This window comes from Leucobacter chromiireducens subsp. solipictus (assembly GCF_016758195.1).
Classification (GTDB): Bacteria; Actinomycetota; Actinomycetes; order Actinomycetales; family Microbacteriaceae; genus Leucobacter; species Leucobacter solipictus.
This window is the reverse complement of sequence record NZ_QYAC01000002.1, coordinates 281,988-303,043: the sequence shown is the minus strand read 5'-3', so window position 1 is coordinate 303,043 and position 21,056 is coordinate 281,988. Positions and strand designations below refer to the sequence as shown.

Annotated in this window: 14 protein-coding genes and 1 pseudogene; 12 read left to right on the top strand and 3 right to left on the bottom strand. The window is 67.9% G+C overall.

The genetic code is table 11. The annotated features are described in order from the left end of the window. Nucleotides 1-5 precede the first annotated feature (5 nt). Complete coding sequence (locus D3230_RS04825; protein WP_140393289.1) at nucleotides 6-158, bottom strand: Sp36 family protein; 153 nt, start codon at nucleotides 156-158, stop codon at nucleotides 6-8. A 128-nt stretch (nucleotides 159-286) separates the two neighbouring features. Between D3230_RS04825 and D3230_RS04820 the strand changes: the two genes are divergently transcribed. The 3 genes from D3230_RS04820 (at nucleotide 287) to D3230_RS04810 (ending at nucleotide 6,526) form a co-directional block, all read left to right on the top strand. Next, nucleotides 287-2,908, top strand: coding sequence for a transglycosylase domain-containing protein (locus D3230_RS04820; RefSeq protein ID WP_237466942.1), 2,622 nt, complete (start codon nucleotides 287-289; stop codon nucleotides 2,906-2,908). Nucleotides 2,909-2,972: 64 nt separating this feature from the next. Further along, nucleotides 2,973-5,600: a transglycosylase domain-containing protein gene (locus D3230_RS04815; RefSeq protein ID WP_237466941.1), complete on the top strand. Its 2,628-nt coding sequence runs from the start codon at nucleotides 2,973-2,975 to the stop codon at nucleotides 5,598-5,600. A 5-nt stretch (nucleotides 5,601-5,605) separates the two neighbouring features. Continuing rightward, nucleotides 5,606-6,526, top strand: a complete 921-nt coding sequence (locus D3230_RS04810) for a metallophosphoesterase (protein WP_337249093.1) — start codon at nucleotides 5,606-5,608, stop codon at nucleotides 6,524-6,526. 1,231 nt (nucleotides 6,527-7,757) lie between these two features. On the opposite strand, the gene pgm is transcribed toward D3230_RS04810, so the two are convergent. Continuing rightward, on the bottom strand, nucleotides 7,758-9,398 hold the full coding sequence (gene pgm, locus D3230_RS04805; RefSeq protein ID WP_202343880.1) for a phosphoglucomutase (alpha-D-glucose-1,6-bisphosphate-dependent): 1,641 nt from the start codon (nucleotides 9,396-9,398) through the stop codon (nucleotides 7,758-7,760). A 64-nt stretch (nucleotides 9,399-9,462) separates the two neighbouring features. Here pgm and D3230_RS04800 point away from each other — a divergent pair, with 64 nt between their 5' ends. Beyond that, nucleotides 9,463-10,254, top strand: coding sequence for an HAD-IIA family hydrolase (locus D3230_RS04800; RefSeq protein WP_202343879.1), 792 nt, complete (start codon nucleotides 9,463-9,465; stop codon nucleotides 10,252-10,254). A gap of 47 nt (nucleotides 10,255-10,301) precedes the next feature. Here D3230_RS04800 and D3230_RS04795 read toward each other — a convergent pair whose 3' ends face one another. Then, nucleotides 10,302-11,306 carry an Lrp/AsnC family transcriptional regulator gene (locus D3230_RS04795; RefSeq protein ID WP_202343878.1) on the bottom strand — a complete coding sequence of 335 codons (1,005 nt, stop codon included), beginning with the start codon at nucleotides 11,304-11,306 and terminating at the stop codon, nucleotides 10,302-10,304. A gap of 164 nt (nucleotides 11,307-11,470) precedes the next feature. On the opposite strand from D3230_RS04795, the gene D3230_RS04790 reads away from it, so the two are divergent. From D3230_RS04790 to D3230_RS04755, 8 genes and pseudogenes are all read left to right on the top strand, one after another. Further along, nucleotides 11,471-12,937: an amidase family protein gene (locus D3230_RS04790; RefSeq protein ID WP_202343877.1), complete on the top strand. Its 1,467-nt coding sequence runs from the start codon at nucleotides 11,471-11,473 to the stop codon at nucleotides 12,935-12,937. Next, complete coding sequence (locus tag D3230_RS04785) at nucleotides 12,934-14,013, top strand: ABC transporter ATP-binding protein (RefSeq protein WP_202343876.1); 1,080 nt, start codon at nucleotides 12,934-12,936, stop codon at nucleotides 14,011-14,013. The genes D3230_RS04790 and D3230_RS04785 overlap by 4 nt, the downstream gene beginning before the upstream one ends. Continuing rightward, nucleotides 14,010-14,975 (top strand): ABC transporter permease, encoded by a 966-nt coding sequence (locus tag D3230_RS04780; RefSeq protein WP_202343875.1) that lies wholly within the window; start codon nucleotides 14,010-14,012, stop codon nucleotides 14,973-14,975. The genes D3230_RS04785 and D3230_RS04780 overlap by 4 nt, the downstream gene beginning before the upstream one ends. Then, nucleotides 14,972-15,766 carry an ABC transporter permease gene (locus D3230_RS04775; protein ID WP_202343874.1) on the top strand — a complete coding sequence of 265 codons (795 nt, stop codon included), beginning with the start codon at nucleotides 14,972-14,974 and terminating at the stop codon, nucleotides 15,764-15,766. Before D3230_RS04780 ends, D3230_RS04775 begins: the two co-directional genes overlap by 4 nt. Before the next feature lie 3 nt (nucleotides 15,767-15,769). Continuing rightward, nucleotides 15,770-16,888 (top strand): ABC transporter substrate-binding protein, encoded by a 1,119-nt coding sequence (locus D3230_RS04770; protein WP_202343873.1) that lies wholly within the window; start codon nucleotides 15,770-15,772, stop codon nucleotides 16,886-16,888. Nucleotides 16,889-16,994: 106 nt separating this feature from the next. Next, nucleotides 16,995-18,116: an ABC transporter substrate-binding protein gene (locus tag D3230_RS04765; RefSeq protein WP_202343872.1), complete on the top strand. Its 1,122-nt coding sequence runs from the start codon at nucleotides 16,995-16,997 to the stop codon at nucleotides 18,114-18,116. 101 nt (nucleotides 18,117-18,217) lie between these two features. Further along, nucleotides 18,218-19,396: a CaiB/BaiF CoA transferase family protein gene (locus D3230_RS04760; RefSeq protein WP_202343871.1), complete on the top strand. Its 1,179-nt coding sequence runs from the start codon at nucleotides 18,218-18,220 to the stop codon at nucleotides 19,394-19,396. Nucleotides 19,397-19,399: 3 nt separating this feature from the next. Then, nucleotides 19,400-20,964 (top strand): annotated as a pseudogene (locus D3230_RS04755) (carboxyl transferase domain-containing protein). Nucleotides 20,965-21,056: the final 92 nt, after the last annotated feature.

Genomic DNA, 21,056 nt, shown 5'->3' with positions numbered 1-21,056 from the left:
AGGTGTTAGGCCTTCTTTCGCTTCATGTATGCGACGTTTCCGCCAGCGGGTCCCTCGATGATCTGCACGAGCTCCCAGCCCTGCGCACCCCAATTGTTCAGGATCTGCGCTTCACTGTGCAGCAGCAGCGGCGTCACAAAGTACTCCCACTGTGCCATGTCGGACGTTTCACTCACGTACGGATCTCCCTCGGGATTCAGCCGGATTGGTCCGGTTCGGTCAGGTATGCGACAGATTTTTCCGCGCAATACGCGGATTATCAGTAAATTCGCTTACGGTCGATTGTATGACTAGGACGTCTTCGGCGTACGAGCGCGTGCGCACGGTGAAACCCCGCAGTGCGGGTGGTGCGCTCGGCGGGCTCCTCGGTGCCGTCGCGATGAGTGCGATCGCCGGCGTGCTGGTCACCGCAGCCGTGACCCCGGTCGTGGCGCTCAGCGGCACCGCCGCGAACTCCGCGATCGAGATTTTCGAGAGCCTCCCCAACCATCTGGAGCCGGGCCGACTCGCAGAACCCTCCACGCTCTGGGCCACCGGCGCGGACACCACCGTGTACAAGCTCGCCGAGTTCTACGATCAGGATCGCGAGATGGTCGGCTGGGATGACATTTCCCAGTTCGTGAAGGATGCCGCCGTCGCGGAGGAAGATCCGCGGTTCTACACCCACGGTGGCGTCGACATGCTCGCGACCGCGCGCGCGGTGCTCCAGAACGCGGCCGGGAAAGACCTCTCCGGCGCTTCGACGATCACCATGCAGTACGTCCGTAACGTGCTGATTCAGGAGGCCTACGCCATCCCGGACGAGGACGAGCGCAAGAAGGCGTACAAGGACGCCATGCGCCAGGACGTCGACCGCAAGCTGAAAGAGATGAAGCTCGCGATCAGCATCGAGAAGAAGTACCCGAAGGACGAGATCCTGCTCGGCTACCTCAACATCGCGCTGTTCGGCCGCACCATCTACGGCATCGAGTCCGCCGCGCAGTACTACTACAACGCCTCGGCCAAAGATCTCTCGCTCGCGCAGGCCGCGAGCCTCGTCGCCATCGTGAACAACCCCTCGATCTATCAACTCGACGTGCCCGAGAACATCCCGGCAAACCAGGAGCGCCGCGACAAGATCCTCGGCAGCATGCTGAAACACGGCAAGATCACCCAGGCCCAGCACGACGAAGCGGTCGCGACCCCGATCGAGACGGTGATTACCCCGCGGGTCGCCGGCTGTGTGGTCGCCGAGCAAAACTTCGGCGTGGGGCACTTCTGCGACTACGTGCAGCGCTACATCAAGCAGGACCCCAACTTCGGTGAGACCCCCGCGGAGCGTGAGTTCAACTTCAGCCGCGGCGGCTACCAGATCTACACCACGATCGATCTCGACATGCAGGCCGCCGGCATCGAGGCGACGCGCAATACGGTTCCGCCGCTCATGGACGGCATCGATGTCGGATCCGCGTCAAGCAGTGTGCAGGTGGGAACGGGCCGCGTGCTCACCATGGTCCAGAACCGCGCCTTCAGCAACGACCCCGCGGTCCTCGAAACGGATCCGGCGTTCTCCGCGATCAACTACAACACCGACTTCGAGTACGGCGGATCCGGTGGGTTCCAGGTCGGCTCGACGTTCAAGGCGGTGACGCTCGCGAACTGGATTCAGGACGGCTTCTCCGTGCGCGACATGGTGAACGTGAACAGCCGTACCGTGCAGGAGAACTCGATCCGAGCGTCCTGCATGCCGGACGGCGTCTACGGTTTCGGGTCATTCCCCTTCACGAACGATAACGAGGGCACGCGAGGCAACCAGACGGTCCTCACCGCAATCGCGAAATCGGTGAACGGCGGCCTCGTATCCATGCAGCAGAAGATGGATCTCTGCGACACCTTCGAGACCGCGAAGAAGCTCGGCATCCACCGCGCTTCCGACCAGACCAACGAAGACCTGCCCACCTACGGCACCCGCGAACTCTCCATGGTCCCCTCGAACGTCTACGGCGGCATCGACGAGATCGCCCCCATCACCATGGCCGCCGCCTACGGCGCCTTCGCGGGCGACGGCACCGTGTGCACCCCGGTCCCGATCGACCAGATTGTGGGCCCGGATGGCGAGGACGTGCCGTTCCTCGGCAGCACGTGCACGCAAGCGCTGACCCCGGAGGTCGCGGCGGGCGTGGCATACGCCCTTGAGTACACCGTCAACAACGGTCTTGCGGGCCACGCACGCTCCGCCTATGGCACCCCGCACCTCGCGAAGACCGGCACCACCGACTTCGTCCGCGACAACTGGACCGTGGGCGCGAGTAGCACCGTCTCGACGGCGACCTGGGTCGGCAACGCCGGGCCCGTGCAGCTCTGGGACGGGACGTGGGACCGGGTCTCCACGCAGGGCTTTGGCGGCCTCATGTACGCGGACCAGCAGATTTGGCCCGCAATCATGAATACCGCGGATGCGAAATACGGCGGCGAAGCATTCGCTGAACCCGTCGCGTCCTCCGTGCAGCAGAAGATGGTGACGGTGCCCGAGGTGCGGGGCAAGTCCTACGAGGAAGCCATCAGCATGCTCACCCAGATCGGTTTCGACGTAATGGAGGGCGGCGAGGTCGACTCGTCGGTGCCCCGCGGCCAGATCGCGACCTCCGACCCGGGGGCGGGCGCCTCCGTGCCGCAGGGCTCAGCGATCACGATATTCCGCAGCAACGGGGACGCGGCACCGATCCCCGCCGGCCTGGTCGGCTCGACCGGAAACGCGGCAAAGTCCACGCTCAACGGCGCGGGGTTCCCGTCGGTCGACTTCGCCTGCGAGGCCGGCGGGAAGGCCGATCCGAAGAAACACAGAGTGGTGTCCTCGGTTCCGGAGAGCGGCGCTGAGGCCCGATTGAGCGGCACCGTGACGCTGAATCTCGACTGCGGGAAACGCTAAACAGAGCCTGAACGGGGGCGGATCCGGCAGGGATTTTCAGCTACATCGCATACGCTTGGATGTTATGACCCGACAGACCCCCCAGTTCTCGCGTGTGCGCTCGCTGAAGCCTCGCAGCGCGGGTGGAGCCCTCGGAGGCATCCTCGGCGCCGTCGCAATGAGTGCGATCGCCGGCGTGCTTGTCACCGCAGCTGTGACCCCGGTCGTGGCACTCAGCGGCACCGCCGCGAACTCCGCGATCGAGATTTTCGACAGCCTCCCGAACCATCTCGACCCCGGCCAGCTGGCCGAGCCCTCGACGTTGTGGGCCACCGGATCGGATGGGGTCGACTACAAGCTCGCCGAGTTCTACGACCAGGACCGCGAAACCGTCGCGTGGGATGACATCTCTCAGTTCGTCAAGGACGCCGCCGTCGCGGAGGAGGATCCGCGGTTCTACACCCACGGCGGCGTCGACATGCTCGCGACCGCGCGCGCGGTGCTCCAGAACGCGGCCGGCAAGGACCTCTCCGGTGCCTCGACGATCACGATGCAGTACGTCCGCAACGTGCTCGTCCAGGAGGCGTACGCCATCCCCGACGAGGACGAGCGCAAGAAGGCGTACAAGGACGCCATGCGCCAGGACATGGACCGCAAGCTCAAGGAGATGAAGCTCGCGATCAGCATCGAGAAGAAGTACCCGAAGGACGAGATCCTGCTCGGCTACCTCAACATCGCGCTGTTCGGCCGCACCATCTACGGCATCGAATCCGCCGCGCAGTACTACTACAGCACCTCGGCAAAGGACCTCTCGTTGGCCCAGGCTGCGAGCCTCGTGGCGATCGTGAACAACCCGTCGGTGTACCAGATCGATGTGCCCGAGAACATTCCGGCCAACGAAGAGCGCCGCAACAAGATCCTCGACAGCATGCTGGGACACGGCAAGATCACGCAGGCCCAGCACGATGAGGCAAAGGCCACCCCGGTGGAGCCGGCGATCAAGCCGCGCGTGGCTGGCTGTGTGGTCGCCGAGCAGAACTTCGGCGTGGGCCACTTCTGCGACTACGTGCAGCGCTACATCAAGCAGGACCCCAACTTCGGCGAGACCCCGCAGGAGCGTGAGTTCAACTTCAGCCGCGGCGGCTACCAGATCCACACCACCATCGATCTCGACATGCAGGCCGCCGGCAACGAGGCGACCCGCGCGAACGTGCCCGCCATCATGGACGGCATCGATGCCGGGTCCGCCTCCAGCAGCATCGAGGTCGGCACGGGTCGCGTGCTCACGATGGTGCAGAACCGGCCGTTCAGTAACGTGCCGGAGGTACTCGAGTCCGATCCGACGTACTCCGCGATCAACTACAACACGGACTACGAATACGGCGGTTCGAGCGGCTTCCAAGTCGGCTCGACGTTCAAGGCGGTCACCCTCGCCGAGTGGATCCGCACCGGCCACTCGGTCCGCGATGTGGTCAACGTCAACAGCCGCACCGTGCAAGAGAACTCCCTGCCTGCCAAGTGCATGACCGATGGGGTGTACGGTTTCGGGTCATTCCCGTTCACGAACGATAACGAGGGCACGCGAGGCAACCAGACGGTCCTCACCGCAATCGCGAAGTCCGTCAACGGTGGTCTGATCTCGATGCAGCAGAAGATGGATCTCTGCGACACGTTCGAGACCGCGAAGAAGCTCGGCATCCACCGCGCCTCCGACCAGACCAACGAAGACCTGCCCACCTACGGCACCCGCGAACTCTCCATGGTCCCCTCGAACGTCTACGGCGGCATCGACGAGATCGCCCCCATCACCATGGCCGCCGCCTACGGCGCCTTCGCGGGCGACGGCACCGTGTGCACCCCGGTCCCGATCGACCGCATCGAGGACACGAACGGCAAGGAGGTGCCCTTCACCAAGAGCACCTGTTCCGAGGCCCTCGCCCCGGAGGTCGCAGCGGGTGTCGCGTACGCCCTCGAGTACACCGTCAACAACGGTCTCGCGGGCCACGCACGCTCCGCCTACGGCACCCCGCACCTCGCGAAGACCGGCACCACCGACTTCGTCGTGGACAACTGGACCGTGGGGGCGAGCACCCGCGTCGCCACCGCGACCTGGGTCGGCAACGCCGGCCCCGTGCAGAAGTGGGACGGGACGTGGGGCCGCGTCTCCACCCAGGGCTTCGGCGGCCTCGACAAGGCCGACACCTGGATCTGGCCCGCCATCATGAACACGGCCGATGCGAAGTACGGCGGAGACGCCTTCCCCGAGCCCAACACGAGCTCCACCCAGGCCACGATGGTTGCCGTTCCCGAGGTGAAGGGGAAGACCTTCGACGAGGCATCCTCGCTGCTCGCGCAGCAGGGCTTCAACGTGAGCGACGGTGGCGAGATCGATTCCTCGGTCGCAAAGGACCTCATCGCGTCCTCCGATCCGGCTGCCGGCTCGTCGATCCCCCAGGGATCTGGCGTGACCCTGTACCGCAGCAACGGAGAGGCCTCCCCCATCCCGGACGGGCTGGTCGGGGCGACCGGAAACGCGGCAAAGTCCACGCTTGAGGGCGCAGGCTTCTCGAACGTTGACTTCACCTGTGAGGCCGGCGGCAAGGCCGACCCGAAGAAGCACAAGGTGGTCTCGGTCAGTCCCGAAAGCGGGTCTGAGGCCCGCGTCAGCGGCACCGTGACGCTGACCCTCTCGTGCGGGAAAGACAAGGACTGACCCCCGTGGCACAGCGCGGAGCACATCCCGCCGCGGTCGCTCTCGGAGCGGCCGCGGCGGGGGTCGCGGTCTGGTCAACCCTGATCGAACGCCGCCTGTTTACGGTGCGCCGGCATACCCTGCCGGTGCTGCCCGAGGGTGCCGCGCCGCTCCGGGTCCTGCAGCTCTCTGATCTGCACTTGGCGCCGTGGCAGGCGAACAAGATCGACTGGGTGCGTTCGCTCGCAGAGCTGCGTCCCGACCTCGTGGTGCTCACGGGTGATCTGATGGGCCACCTCCAGGCCCGGCACGCACTGCTGCACGCGCTGCGACCGCTGCTCGAGCAGAGCCCCACCGTGTTCGTGCACGGCTCGAACGACTACTACGGGCCGAAGTTCAAGAACCCGGTGAAGTACCTCCTCGAGCCGAGCCGCCTCAGCACCCGCACCCCGGACATCGACAATGCCGCGCTCACCGCGGGCCTCGAGTCGCTCGGGGCGATCAGCCTCAACAACACGGCGACCCGACTCGAACTGCGCGGCACCAGTGTGGAACTGCTGGGCCTCAACGATCCGCACATTCGCTACGACGACGCCGACGCGATGCGCGCCGCCCGGGCGATACTCGACGGGGCGACCCCCGGGCTCCGTCTCGGCGTGGTGCACGCGCCGTATCAGGAGCCGCTCGGGGCGCTGCTGAGCGAGGGCAGCGACGTGATCCTGGCGGGGCACACGCACGGCGGTCAGGTGCGCGTTCCCGGCGTGGGCGCGCTCACCTCGAACTGCGATCTGCCGACCGTGCAGGCTCGCGGGCTCAGCGTCTGGTACGACGCGCACCGTTCCGCGTTCCTCAACGTGAGCGCGGGCCTCGGCAACTCGATCTACGCGCCCGTGCGCTTCGCCTGCCGCCCGGAGGCGTCGCTCCTCACACTCGAACCGCCCCGCTAGGCGAGCCCGCTTGCCGGGCCGTCCGGGTCAGGCGTGGCCGGGGTTAGCCTGGGTTGGGCCGCTTGGGGTTGGGCATGGCCGGGGTTGGGCTGGGTTGGGCCGTTCGGGGTTGGGCTTGACCGGGGTTGGGCTTGACCGCTTTGGTCAGCCCGGGTCTGGTGCCGCACGATGCCCGGGTCTGGTGCTGCGCCGCTCGGGTCAGCCCGGGCTTGGTGCCGTGCCATCCCCCGGTGTGGTTCTGCGCCATGCTCGGAACGAGCCGAGCGCCGCACATCCGGCAGGAGATTCACAAACCCGCAGGAGATTCTCGCCCGAAAACGGGAAATCCCCGTGAATCTCCGTGGGATTCGTGACTCGGCGGAACGCGCGAAGCGCGCACGCCCGCGGCCAGCGCACGCAAACTCGCAGCCGCCCCGCACCACCGGCGAACCCAGCACACAACAGAACGGAGATTCACGAACGCACAGGAGATTTTCGCCCGGAAACGGGAAATTTCCGTGAATCTCCGTGGCGCTCGTGACTCGGCGGAACGCGCGAAGCGCGCACCCCCGGGGCCAACGCACGCAAACTCGCAGCCGCCCCGCACCACCGGTGAACCCAGCACACAACAGAACGGAGATTCACGAACGCACAGGAGATTTTCGCCCGGAAACGGGAAATATCCGTGAATCTCCGTGGGATTCGTGACTCGGCGGGAGCCTCCCGAGAGTGGACCGGAGGTCCTCCCCGGGGGTCTCGCGGCGAGCATCGAGCGGCAGGCCTCGGGGCGGGCAACAGCGCGAGCCGAGCCCGCGGGCGACCTCTCCGAGTACGCGAACCACGGACTGCGAAGCGCGCACCCCCCGGGGCCAACGCACCCAGACTCGCTGCCGCCCCGCACCACCGGCGAGCCGGGCGCCGCACATCCGGCAGGAGATTCACGAACGCGCAGGAAATTTTCGCCCGGAAACGGGAAATATCCGTGAATCTCCGTGGCGTTCGTGACTCGGCGGGAGCCTCCCGAGAGCCTCCCGGAGTGCCTCCCCGTGGGGGGTCTCGCGGCGAGCCTCGACCGGCAGGCCTCGGGTCGGGCAACAGCGCGAGCCGAGCCCGCCGGCGACCTCGCCGAGTACGCGAGCTGCGAGCCGCGCACTGCGAGTCGCGTAGCGCACGCGGGCCTCAGGCCTCAGGCCTCAGGCGGCAAGCCGCAAGCCGCAGGCCCAGGCCCCGGCCCCGGCCCCCCGGCCCGGACCTAGCCGAGCACGCGGGCCACGAGGGCCTGCGCGGCCTCCTGGACACGGGCCAGGTGCTCAGGGCCCCGGAAGGACTCGGCGTAGATCTTCATGACGTCCTCCGTGCCCGAGGGGCGCGCCGCGAACCAGGCGTGGTCGGTCTGCACCTTCAGCCCGCCGATCGCAGCGTCGTTGCCGGGCGCCCGGGTCAGGATCGCGGTGATGGGGTCCCCGGCGAGCTCGGTGTCCGTCACGTCCTCCGGGGCGAGGACCCCCAGCCGGGCCTTCTGCGCGGGGGCGGCGGGCGCGTCGATGCGGGCGTAGCTCGGCTCGCCGAAGCGCGCAACGAGCTCCCGGTAGCGCTGCGCGGGCGACTGCCCGGTCACGGCCTGGATCTCGGCGGCGAGCAGCGCGAGCAGGATGCCGTCCTTGTCGGTGCTCCAGGCGCTGCCGTCGAAGCGCTGGAACGAGGCCCCGGCGCTCTCCTCACCCCCGAACACCACGGTGCCGTCCGAGAGCCCGGGCACGAACCACTTGAAGCCCACGGGGACCTCGAGGAGCTGCCGGCCGTGCGCGGCGACGACGCGGTCGATGAGGCCGGAGGACACCAGCGTCTTCCCGATCCCCGCGGTGACCGGCCAGTCCGGGCGGTGCGTCAGGAGGTAGTCGATCGCAACGGCGAGGTAGTGGTTCGGGTTCATCAGCCCGTCGGCGGTCACGATGCCGTGCCGGTCGGCGTCCGCGTCATTGCCCGTGATCAGGTCGAACTCGCCCCGGAATGCGTCGACGGTGCTCATGACGTGCGCCGAGGAGGGGTCCATCCGGATCTTGCCGTCCCAGTCGAGGTGCATGAACCCCCACTGCGGGTCGACGCCGTCGCCCAGCACCGTCACGTCGAGGCCGAGCCGGTCGCGGATCGCGGCCCAGTACGCCACGCTCGCGCCGCCGAGCGGGTGCGCGGCGAAGCGGATGCCGGCATCCCGGATCCCGGCAACGTCGATGACGGCGCCGAGGTCGTCCACGTAGGCGCCCAGGAAGTCGTAGCTGGCCGCGGCGGCGACCGCCGCGCCCGTGGCCCGCGGAATCGTGCCGGTGCCGAGGGCGAGAAGCTCGTTCGCCCGCGCTGCGATCCAGTTCGTCGCGTCGGTGTCGGCCGGCCCGCCGTGGGGCGGGTTGTATTTGAAACCGCCGTCCGCGGGCGGGTTGTGGCTCGGCGTGACGACGATCCCGTCCGCGCGGGCGGGATCCGACGCCGAGAGGCCGCGGTTGTGGCGCAGGATCGCGTGGCTGAGAGCGGGGGTGGGCACGAACCAGGCGTCGCCCGCCCCGGCGGCTCGCTGGACGTCGACATCGGCGGCGAGCAGCACCTCCACGGCGGTGCGCTCGGCCGGCGCCGACAGCGGGTGCGTGTCGGCCCCGATGAAGAGCGGGCCCCGGATTCCCTGGGCCGCGCGGTACTCCGCAATTGCGGCGCTGATCGCGGCGATGTGCGATTCCGTGAAGGCCCCGGTGAGCGCGGAGCCTCGGTGCCCCGAGGTGCCGAAGACCACGCGCTGTGCGGGATCGGCGAGATCCGGCGTCGTTTCCGCGTAAGCGCGCAGGAGCCCCGCAACGTCGATCAGGTCGTCAGGCAGAGCGGGAGTTCCGGCGCGTTCGTGCATGCTCCCATCCTCCCACGCCACCGGACGCCACCCGCTGTTCACGCGTGCGGAGTACGCTGTGAGTATGACCGAGAGTGTGATCCACGCCCGTCGCAACGATATTGAGTGCTGGTTGACCGACATGGACGGGGTACTCGTCCACGAGAATCGGGCGATCCCGGGTGCCGCGGAGCTGCTGGAGTCGTGGCGCGAGACCGAGACGCCGTACCTCGTGCTGACGAACAACTCGATCTTCACGGCCCGGGATCTCAGCGCCCGGTTGAAGAGTTCCGGGATCGACGTCCCCGAGGACCGGATCTGGACGAGCGCACTCGCGACCGCGGCGTTCCTGAAGCAGCAGCAGCCGGGTGGTTCCGCGTTTGTGATCGGTGAGGCCGGGATCCTGACGGCGTTGCACGACGCGGGCTACGTGATGACCGAGTCGAACCCCGATTTCGTCGTGGTCGGTGAGACCCGCAATTACTCCTTCGACGCGATCACCAAGGCGATCCGGCTCATCAATCAGGGCGCACGCTTCATTTCCACGAACCCGGACGCCACGGGGCCGAGCCCCGAGGGGCCGCTGCCCGCGACGGGGGCGATCAATGCCCTCATCACCAAGGCGACCGGCCGTGAGCCCTACATTGTGGGGAAGCCGAACCCGATGATGTTCCGTTCGGCGCTCAACAAGATCGGCGCGCACTCGCACAACACCGGCATGATCGGCGACCGTATGGACACCGACATCGTCGCGGGCATGGAGGCGGGGCTGCACACGGTGCTCGTCATGACCGGGATCGCGGATCGCGCCGAGATCGAGCGGTTCCCGTTCCGGCCGGACGAGGTGCTCGGCTCGGTGGCGGAGCTGCTCGGCTAGCTGAGACGTTACCCGGACGCTCTACCGGTACAGGTTACCCGGACGCGCTACCGGGACGCGCCCCCGGCGGCGGGCAGCACGACGTCGCTGCGCTTGTAGTGGCTGAGCACCGGGCTCGCCGTGATCCGCGTGGCGACTGAGGCGAGCCTGTGTTCGAGTTTCCGCAGCGTCTCGTGCAGTTCGACGTGCGACTCGAGGGTGAGCATCGCGTGCACGGCGCGATTGCCCGGAGCTTCTGCGGCCCAGCGCGTGCGCCAGTCTTCCGCAACGATGGTCGCGACCTCGTCGAGCCGCGAGATCGGTGCCTCGACGGTCAGGCTCGCTTCCAGCGGGAAGCCGAGCAGCGCCGGTTCGATGACGGCGCGGATGCTCAGATAGTCGGACTGCTGCAGCTGGAGCACGCGGCGCCGCACGGTGGGCTTCGCGATCCCCACCTCCGCGGCGATCGCGTCGATGCTGAGGCGGCCGTCGATGCTGAGGAGGCGCACGATCTCCCGGTCGGTGTCGTCGGGGACGGTGATCGGCGCGGTGCCCAGGTTTCGTGACGCGAGGAGCGCCCGTGCCTCATTCTCTCCGAGCTGGTCGAGTTGCCCCGCCGTCAGGATGTTGGGATGCCAGCCGCGGACCGTGCGCCGGTAGCGGCCGATGTACGCGAAGGAATACCCGGTGATTGGCTGTTGCGCGAGCTCCAGCTCGATGAACGCGGCGCGGTTCTCTTCCGAGAGGAAGCACTCGGAGATGATCGCGCTCTGATCCGATACGGTCGCCACCCACAGCGTCTCCGGTCGCCGGGCGAACCACTGGGCGACGCGCGTCAGGTCGGCGGGCGCGCATTCGAGGCGCACGAAGTGCCCGTTCCCTCGGTCCGTGAACAGCACCTGAGGCAGCGCGCGGACGTGGACGAGGCCCTGGTCGAGGAGCCGCGCGCCGCGCCTGGCCACGGTGCGCTCCTGCATGCCCGTCACCTGCGCAATCTGGCGCCAGGAGGCGCGGCCGTTCCGCAGCAAGGCCGCACAGATTTCCCGATCAGCACTGTCCAGAGGTTCGTGCATCGCCATCCTTTCCTCGTGAGTGGAGCCTACCCTGCCAGAGTTCACTTTCTGGCCGCTCTGATTTTGTGAGGTTGACAAAGTAGCCAAAGCTGACGATCATGTATTCCATATTAGGCAAGTCGGAAAGAAAAGTTTTCTGATTTTGCTCATTCGAAGAGGAATGGGTGACCGTTTTGGACATGGACCTGTGCCGCGCCAGCGCGCGCGACCAGCTTGCCGCTCTGCGGCAGGGCACGCTTTCGGCCGTTGAGCTGCTGCGCGAGACGCGCGCGCGATACGAGGCGGTGAACCCGCAGATCAACGCGGTGGTCACCACCGACTTTGCCGCGGCCGAGCACGCGGCCGCAGCGTCGGACCGACGCCGGGCACACGGACAGCCGGTTGGGCTCCTCGAGGGGCTTCCCGTCGCGGTCAAGGATCTCGAGGAAACGGCCGGGATGCGCACCACGTTCGGGTCGGCGCTCCACGCCGATCACGTCCCGAGCCACGACAGCCTGGTCGTCGAGCGCCTCCGCGCCGCGGGGGCGGTGATCTACGGCAAGACCAACACCCCCGAGTTCGGCACCGGATCCCACACCTTCAATCGGGTATTCGGCACGACGACCAACCCCTACGCGCCGGATCGGAGCGCTGGCGGATCCAGCGGCGGTGCCGCGGCCGCCCTCGCCGCGGGCCTCAGCTCGGTGGCTGACGGGTCCGACATGGGCGGGTCGCTCCGGAACCCGGCCTCGTTCTGCAACGTGGTGGGGCTGCGCCCCTCGGCGGGACGCGTCCCCAATTGGCCGGTGCGCGACGCCTGGGACACCCTCGCCACGAACGGCCCCATGGCTCGGACCGTCGGTGACACCGCGCTGCTCCTCGCGGTGCTCTCGGCGGGGACCGAGCGCTCCCCCCTCAGCCTCCCGGACCCCACGCCCGCCGAGCTCGCCCCGCTCGAACAGCCCCTGCGGATCGGGTGGAGCCGCACCCTCGATGGCCTGGACATCCTTCCCGCGGTCACCGAGGTCCTCGAAGCGGCGGGACTCCCCACGCTCGTGGGCTTGGGCCACCAGGTGACGGACGTCGAGCCCGAGCTCGCGGCGGCCGACCGGGTGTTCCGCGTCATGCGCGGCATCAACTACGCCCAGAACTACGGGCATCTCGTTGCGACGCATCGCGAGCAGCTGGGGGCCGAGCTCCTCGTCAATACCGAGGCCGGCCTGGCCTTTACGCTGAGCGACTACCTGGACGCGCGAGATCAGCGCACCCGCGTGTTCGCCCGCATGGCGGGGCTGTTCGAGCGGGTCGACATCCTCGCCGCTCCGGTGGTCGCTGTATTGCCGTTCCCCGCGGATCAGCGCTGGCCGGAGGAGATCAACGGCGTGGCGCAGCCGGATTATTTGGAGTGGATGCGTGCCAGCTGGCGGATCTCCGTCACCGGGTGCGCGGCGATCAGCGTGCCGTGCGGGTTCAGCCCCGAGGGGTTGCCCGTGGGGATTCAGTTCATCGCCCCACCCCGGCACGAGGCGCGGCTCCTCGCGCTCGCTGCACAGTTTGAACGCGCGCGCCCCGCCTGGCGGGAAACCCCTCGGGTGCTGGCACCGCTTTTCCCCACCCGCTCACCCCTCGAAGAAACGGAGGCGCTGCGATGAACACCCCTGCTGGCGCGACCCTGTCCGTCCACCATCTCACCAAGGAATTCACGACCCCCGAGGGCACGAACTTCGTGGCCCTCAACGGGGTCAATCTGGAGATCCGTCACGGCGAGTTTTTCGTGCTGCTCGGCCCGTCGGGCTGCGGCAAGACCACGCTGCTGCGCTCGATCGCGGGCCTCGAACAGCCCACGGACGGCGAGATCTGGCTCGGCGAGGAGCGGATCGATCAGCTGCCGCCCTACCGTCGACGGGTCAACACCGTGTTTCAGGCCTATGCCCTGTTCCCGCACCTGACCGTCCGCGAGAACATCGCGTTCGGCCTGGAAATGGAGGGCAAGAAGGCGAAGTCGCCCGAGGTCGTGGCGCGGGTCGACGAGATGCTCGCGCTCGTCGGCCTCAGCGAGCAGGGTTCCCGGAAGCCGTCGCAGCTCTCGGGGGGCCAGCAACAACGCGTGGCGCTTGCACGCGCGCTCGCGAAACAGCCCGATGTGCTGCTGCTCGACGAGCCGCTCTCGGCGCTCGATCTGAAGCTCCGGCGCGAGATGCAGACCGAGCTCAAGCGGATCCAGATCGAGTCCGGCATCACCTTTGTGTTTGTCACCCACGATCAGGAAGAGGCGATGAGCATGGGCGACCGGATCGCCGTGTTCAACCGCGGCGCGATCGCCCAGCTCGGTGAGCCGCGCGAGCTGTATGCCGAGCCCGCAAACCGCTTCGTCGCGGAGTTCATCGGCGAGATGAACTTCCTCGAGGCCGCGCCGGATCCGGCGGGAGTCCGCACCACGGCGGGTGCCGTGATCCCGCACGCCGCGCTCGCGGCGCCGCTCAGCGGCCGCACTCCCGTGACGCTCGGGATCCGCCCGGAACACCTGCGCGTCTCGGCTGACGGCCCGCTCGCCGGCGAGATCGTCGCATCGCAGTACATCGGCACGGACCTCCGGCTCGGGATCCGCGCGGGCGCGGGCGCGGAGGTGTGGGCGCGGGTCGACGCCAATTACGCCGGCCCGAACCGGATCGGCGACCGCATTGCGTTCGACGTGCTCCCGGGCACCGCACGGGAGGTGCGGGCATGACCGCGCCCACGCACCACACGGTTCCGGTGGATCTGAAGACCGCCGAGCAGTTCCGAAAGACCCAGTGGCGCCGGCCCGGGAGTGGGTCCACCGCACTCGCCTGGCCGGGGATCGTCCTGGGGATCGTCTTCGTCGCGATCCCGGTGCTCCTGGTCGTCGGCTACTCGTTCATGAGCAAGGCACCGGGCGGCGTGGGCGTCGCCGGACCCATCTCCTTCGAGAGTTGGAGCAAGCTCCTGTTCGAGGAGGACTTCGCGGGGAATCGGAGTTTCAATCCGCAGTACCTCACGATTCTGTGGCGCTCCGTGTGGATGGCCGCCCTGACGACCGTGCTGGCCATGCTCTTGGCGGTCCCCACCGCGGTGTGGATCGCCACGCGGCCCGCGCGCATACGCAATGCGCTGGTCCTCGCGGTCACCATTCCGTTCTGGACCAACACGCTGATTCGCACCTACGCGTGGATGATCCTGCTCAACGATCAGGGCCTCATCAACACCGGGATCTCGGCGCTCGGGCTGACGCCGCTGCCGCTGTTTCCCAGCCCGTTCGCCACGGTCATCGGGCTCGTGTACGTGTTTGTCCCGTTCATGATCCTGCCCATTTACACGAGCGCCGCGAAGTTCGACTTCCGTCTCGCCGAGGCCGCCTACGATCTCGGGGCCACGCGGTGGCGCGTGATCACGCGGGTGCTGGTCCCGAGCCTGCGTTCCGGGATGCTCGCGGGCAGCCTGCTCGTGTTCGTGCCGGCGCTCGGGGCGTTCATCCAGCCCATGTTGCTCGGCGGGGCGAAGCTCGACCTCATCGGCACCGTGATCCAACGGCAGTTCAAGGACTCCATGAACTGGCCCTTCGGCGCGGCGATCTCCGTCGCGCTCCTGCTCCTCACCCTCATCGCGCTCCTGGGCTTCGCATTCGCCGCGAAGCGGCTCTCCGCCCAGGGCGAGAAAGCGAGCCTGCTATGACACAGCGCGCGTTCAAGGCGCTCAACGCGTTCCCCGGCTTCGCTGGCATCGGAATCGCCCTCCTGCTTTTTCTCTACCTCCCCCTCGTGGTGGTGATCGGGTACTCGTTCAACGCCAACAACATCGTGATGGTGTGGGACGGGTTCAGCCTCGACTGGTACGCCCGGGTCTTCGAGTCCGAGCCGATCCGGCGGGCGTTCATGAACTCGCTCCTGATCGCCGTGTGGTCCACGCTGCTCGTGCTGGTGCTCGCGATCCTCGCGGCCGTGGGGCTCGTCGGCATGAAGCGGCGCGGGGCGGCGCTCGTGAACGGCCTGCTCTCCGCACCGCTGATCCTGCCGGAGATCGTGCTCGCGATCGCGATCCTCAGTCTCTTCGCCTTCGTGAAGGTGCCGCTCGGCATCCCGGCGATGATCGTCGGTCACGCGGTCGTGGGCCTTCCCTTCGCCCTGATGACGATCCGCTCCAGGCTGTCGGAAGCCGACTGGAGCCAGTTCGAGGCCGCGGCCGATCTCGGGGCGAACGAGCGCCAGATCTTCCGCCGCATCACCTTCCCCATGCTGACCCCGGCGATCGTCTCCGGCGGGATGCTCAGCTTCATCGTGTCGATGGACAACTTCATCATGTCCTTCTTCACCGCCGGTCCCGGCTCCACAACCCTGCCGCTCTACATCTGGGGGTCTCTCCGAGTGGGCCTCACTCCGGAGATCAATGCACTCTCGACGATGATCTTGGCCGTCTCCGTCCTGGTCATGATCCTGTCGCAGGTGATCACCCGAAAGAAAGGTTGACCCATGAATCCTCCCAAGTACGGCGCGACGCTGCGTCGCACGGCGTTGGCCGCAGCCAGCATTGCGCTGCTGGTCGGGGCCAGCGCGTGTAGCGCGGCCCCCGCCGCGAACACGGACGCGCAGAACGACGCGCCATTCCCCGAGTCCGGGTCCGGCGAGGTGAACTTCTTCAACTTCACGAACTTCGTGAACCCTGATGCGCTCGCCAAGTTCACGGCGGACACCGGGATCACCGTCAATGTGGACACCTTCTCGTCGGCCGAGGAGATGGTCGCGAAGGTGAAGACCGGGTCCGCGACCTATGACGTCGTGGCGCTCACGGACTACGTCGCCGAAGACCTCATCGACAGCGGGCAGCTCATGCAGATCGATGTTCCCAGCTGGCCCAACGGCGGGAACATCGAGGACGACTTCATCGACGTCCACTTCGACGAAGGGCGCAAGTTCACGACGCCGTACGCGGAGATCTACAACGGGATCGGGGTGAACACGTCGGTCGTGACCACGCCGATCACGAGCTGGGCGGACTACTTCGCCGCACCGCAGGAGGCCCGCGGCAAGATTGGCCTGCACGACGATCAGACGTTCATCATCGACGGCGCGCTTCTCGCCACCGGCGGGGAGCCGTGCACCACGGACGGCGAGGCGTATCAAAAAGCTTACGAGCTTCTGGAACAGTTCTCTCCGAACATCAAGATCATCAGCTCCGACGGCACCATTGATCGCCTGGCCGGCGGTGAGACCACGCTCTCCACGATGTGGAACGGTTCGTTCTCACGGGCTCAGGCCCAAAACGCCGATCTTCAGTACGTCCTCCCCGCGGAGGGCTACCTTTCGGGTGGCGACAGCCTCGCGATCCTGTCCAACGCGAACAACCCGGACAACGCCAAGATCTTCATGAACTGGTTGCTCGACCCGGAAAACGCCGCGCTCAACGCGAACTGGATCAAGTACTACGTCCCGGTGAAGGGCCTTGAGGCGGAGCTCGACAAGCTCCCGGACGATGGCGCGTCGGTCATCGTTCCCACGGCCGAAGAAGCGGCCCGCGCGATCGTGCAGGTGCCCTGCTCCGCCGACGTCAAAGAGCAGTACGACAAGCTCTGGACGATGTTCAAGGGCTGATCGCGCAGGTGCGCGGGCACCGGCGCGGTCCCGCACACGCCACGTCATTCCCGCATCACTCTGACCCGCAGTATCTCCTCCCTTGTTGTCGCATGAAAGGTTTCTCATGTTGTTTTCACACACCCGCGCACCGTTGCGCGTGACGCTCACCGCGGCCGCGGGCATCGCCCTCCTCGTCGGCGCAAGCGCGTGCAGCGCCGCCCCGGCGGAGAGTGCCGGTGGCTCCTCAACCGCCGCGTCGTTCCCGGAGTCGGGGTCCGGGGAGCTCAATCTCTTCAACTTCACGAACTACATCAACCCGGACGCGCTCACGAAGTTCACCGAGGAGACCGGGATCACCGTCAACGTCGACACCTTCTCGTCCGCGGAGGAGATGGTGGCGAAGGTCAAGACCGGGTCTGCCACCTATGACGTGGTGTCCGTCTCCGATTACGTAGCCGAGGACCTGATTGCGAGCGGTCAGCTCCTCGAAATCGATGCGACGTCGTTCCCGAACGGCGGCAACATCGAGGATGCGTTCGTGAACTCCTACTTCGACGAGGGCCGGAAGTACACGACCCCCTACGCCGTGGTGTACCAGGGGATCGGTGTCAACCCGGACGTGGTCTCCGCTCCCGTGACCTCGTGGAAGGACTACTTCTCCGTGCCGGCGGGATCCGCGGGGAAGATCAACCTGCACGACAGCCAGACGATGGTGATCGATGCCGCGCTGATGGCCACCGGTTCGGAGGCGTGCACGAGCGACGGGGAGGCCTATCAGAAGGCCTTCGATCTGCTCGAGGAGTTCAAGCCCAGCATCAAGATCATCAGTTCCGACGGCACGATCGACCGGCTCGCCGGCGGAGAGACGGTGCTCTCGTCGATGTGGAACGGATCGTTCGCCCGCGCGCAGGCCCAGAATCCCGCCCTCGAATACGTCTTCCCCGAAGAGGGCTTCATGATGGGTGCCGATAACCTCGCGATCCTCACGAACGCGAAGAACCCGGACAACGCCAAGATTTTCATGAACTGGCTCCTGGAGCCCGAGAACGCCGCCCTGAACGCGGACTTCATCAAGTACACCTCGCCGATCACCGGCATCGAGAAGTTCCTCGCCGAGCCGGGCGAGGGGGACGCCGCCGTGATCGTCGCCGATGCGGCAACGATGGAGCGCGCACACGAGCAGAAGCCCTGTTCCGCGGAGGTCAAGGAACAGTACGACAAGCTCTGGACGATGTTCAAGGGCTGATCGTCACAGCGTGGTGGTGCCCGGGAACCCTGCGGCACCACCACCTCCGCCCGGGGCTCTGACCCCGGCCCATCGTTCCACTCACGAAAGGATCACCCACGATGCAAGGTTCGCTGGATGGTGTGGTCGTGATCGACCTCAGCCGCGCGCTCGCGGGACCACACGCCGCGCAGATGCTCGGCGATCTCGGTGCCCGCGTCATCAAGATCGAGTCTCCCGGCAGCGGCGACGACACCCGCTCCTGGGGTCCCCCCTTCGTTGCGGGGACCGACGACCGCTCCTACTCCACCTATTTCTTGTCGTGCAACCGCAACAAGGAATCCATCGCCCTCGATCTCAAGAGCGCGGACGGCCAGGACACGCTCCGCCGCCTCATCGCACGCGCCGACGTGGTCATCGAAAACTTCCGTGCCGGGGTGATGGAGCGGCTCGGCTTCAGCACCACCGCCCTCGCGGCGCTGAACCCCGGCCTCGTGCAGCTCTCCATCACCGGGTTCGGACACGACGGCCCCGAGCAGGACCGCGCCGGCTACGACCAGATCGTGCAGGGCGAGGCCGGCCTGATGTCGCTCACCGGCGCGAGCCCTGCCGACCCGCAACGTGTGGGCACCCCGATCGCCGACCTCCTGGCGGGCATCCACGGCGTCGTCGGCGTGCTCGCCGCGCTCGTGGAACGCGCCCGCACCGGGGCCGGCCGAGTGGTCCGCACCTCGCTGCTGTCCTCGATCGTCGGCGTCCACGCGTTCCAGGGAACCCGCACCACCGTCGCGGGCCAGACCCCGCACGCGCAGGGCAACCACCACCCCTCGATCGCGCCGTACGGGCTGTTTCCCTGCCGCGACGGGAACGTGCAGATCAGCGTCGGCAGCGAGCGACTCTGGGCCACGCTCTGCGCCGAATTCGGCCTCGACCCCGACACCCCGGGGCTCGCCACGAACCCGGAGCGCGTCGCGAACCACGCGCGCACGCTCGCGTTCGTCACCGAGGCGTTCGCGGACCAGGACGCCGCACCGCTCCTCGATCGGCTGCGCGCCGCGGGGATCCCGGCAGGGAAAGTGCGCACGCTCCCCGAGGTGTACGCGTGGGACCAGGTGCATTCCCAGGGCCTCCTGGTGGACGTCGAACACCCCGCGCTCGGGACGATCACCCTGCCCGGCCCGGCCATCCGGTTCTTCGACAACGACGGCACCCACGAAACCGAACGCTCCCGCACCACCCACACCGCGCCCCCCACGCTCAACCAACACGACGCCCAGATCCGGGCCTGGCTGGAGGAGTAACCCATGGCCACCCCCACCCCGGCGGAGGCGCCGGCACGCCGCCCCCGCCTGTCCGCCCACGAACTCATCGCGATCACCGCGGACCCCGGCAGCTACCTCAGCTGGGACACCACCCCTGCCGAGCCCGAGCTCGGCCCCGACTACGCCGGGGAACTCGCCGCGGCCGCGGCCCGATCCGGCGTCGACGAATCTCTCATCACGGGCGAGGCCCTCCTCGACGGGCGCCGCGTGGTGCTCATCGCCAGCGAGTTCCGCTTCCTCGCGGGATCCATCGGTGTCGCCGCCGCCGAACGGTTTGTCCTCGCCATGGAACGCGCAACCGCCGAGCGTCTCCCGGTCCTCGCCGCGATCGCCTCCGGTGGCACCCGCATGCAGGAGGGCACCGTCGCCTTTGTCGCGATGGTGAAGATCGCCGCCGCCGTCGCGGCCCACCACGCCGAAGGCCTGCCCTATCTCACCTACCTCCGCCACCCGTCCACCGGCGGCGCGCTCGCATCGTTCGGGTCCCTGGGGCAGGTCACCGTCGCCGAACCCGGCGCACTCGTCGGGTTCCTCGGCCCCCGCGTCTACGAGGCGCTCTCCGGCGAGCCCTTCCCCACCGGCGTGCAATCCGCAGAGAACCTCGCCCAGCACGGGATCATCGACGGCGTCCTCCCCCCGGAAGAACTCCGCGACGTGATCGCCCGCACGCTCCGACTCCTGGAACGCCCCACCCACGCGGAGCTTGTCGCCCGCGCGGACACCCCGGGCACCGCGACCGTGAGCCCGGCCGGCTCCACCGCGCCCTGGGATTCCATTACCCGCACCCGCAACCGGGCAAGGCCCGGCCTCCGCGAACTCCTCCGTTACGCCGCCACCGACGTCGTTCCCCTCTCCGGCACCGGCCAGGGCGAGCGAGATCCCGGGCTCGCGCTCTGCCTCGCCCGGTTCGGCGGGATCCCCTGCGTCGTCGTCGGCCAGGACCGCCGCGCACAACGCTCCCACGCACCCCTCGGCCCCGGCGCGCTCCGCGCCGCACGCCGCGCGATGCACCTCGCCGAGGAACTGCGGCTCCCCCTCGTCACCGTCATCGACACCCCCGGTGCCGCGCTCTCGCAGACCGCCGAGGAGGGTGGCCTCGCCTCCGAGATCGCGCACTGCCTCGCCGACCTCGTCACCCATCACAGCCCGACCCTGTCCCTGCTCCTGGGCGAGGGCACCGGCGGCGGCGCGCTCGCCCTGCTGCCCGCGGATCGCACGCTTGCCGCCGAGCACGCGTGGCTCTCGCCGCTTCCCCCCCCGAGGGGGCCTCCGCGATCGTCTACCGAGACACCAGCCACGCCCCCGAACTCGCTGAGCAACAGGGCGTCGCCTCCGCGAACCTGCGTGACCGTGGCATCGTGGACCGCCTCATCGCGGAGGATCCCGACGCCGCAGCGGAACCCCGTGCGTTCTGCATCCGGACCGGCGACGCGATCGCGCAGGAACTGGCCGCCCTCAGCGTTCAACGCCCGGAGCACCGCCGCCTCCTGCGGCACGAGCGCTACCGACGCCTCGGGTTGGCCTCCCCCACCCGCACCGACCCGTAGGCCGCGTCGGTGCGGCGCGCCGGGAACCCCCGCGACACGCGTGCGTTCCGCGGATCGCACCGTGGGTGTCGGTGGTTCCCGGGATACTCGTC

Bases quoted from the DNA above. Each gene is read 5' to 3' on its own strand.
- D3230_RS04825 (WP_140393289.1), bottom strand. From the start codon at position 158: ATGGCACAGTGGGAGTACTTTGTGACGCCGCTGCTGCTGCACAGTGAA.
- D3230_RS04820 (WP_237466942.1), top strand. From the start codon at position 287: ATGACTAGGACGTCTTCGGCGTACGAGCGCGTGCGCACGGTGAAACCC.
- D3230_RS04815 (WP_237466941.1), top strand. From the start codon at position 2,973: ATGACCCGACAGACCCCCCAGTTCTCGCGTGTGCGCTCGCTGAAGCCT.
- pgm (WP_202343880.1), bottom strand. From the start codon at position 9,398: ATGCACGAACGCGCCGGAACTCCCGCTCTGCCTGACGACCTGATCGAC.
- D3230_RS04800 (WP_202343879.1), top strand. From the start codon at position 9,463: ATGACCGAGAGTGTGATCCACGCCCGTCGCAACGATATTGAGTGCTGG.
- D3230_RS04795 (WP_202343878.1), bottom strand. From the start codon at position 11,306: ATGCACGAACCTCTGGACAGTGCTGATCGGGAAATCTGTGCGGCCTTG.
- D3230_RS04785 (WP_202343876.1), top strand. From the start codon at position 12,934: ATGAACACCCCTGCTGGCGCGACCCTGTCCGTCCACCATCTCACCAAG.
- D3230_RS04780 (WP_202343875.1), top strand. From the start codon at position 14,010: ATGACCGCGCCCACGCACCACACGGTTCCGGTGGATCTGAAGACCGCC.
- D3230_RS04775 (WP_202343874.1), top strand. From the start codon at position 14,972: ATGACACAGCGCGCGTTCAAGGCGCTCAACGCGTTCCCCGGCTTCGCT.
- D3230_RS04770 (WP_202343873.1), top strand. From the start codon at position 15,770: ATGAATCCTCCCAAGTACGGCGCGACGCTGCGTCGCACGGCGTTGGCC.
- D3230_RS04765 (WP_202343872.1), top strand. From the start codon at position 16,995: ATGTTGTTTTCACACACCCGCGCACCGTTGCGCGTGACGCTCACCGCG.
- D3230_RS04760 (WP_202343871.1), top strand. From the start codon at position 18,218: ATGCAAGGTTCGCTGGATGGTGTGGTCGTGATCGACCTCAGCCGCGCG.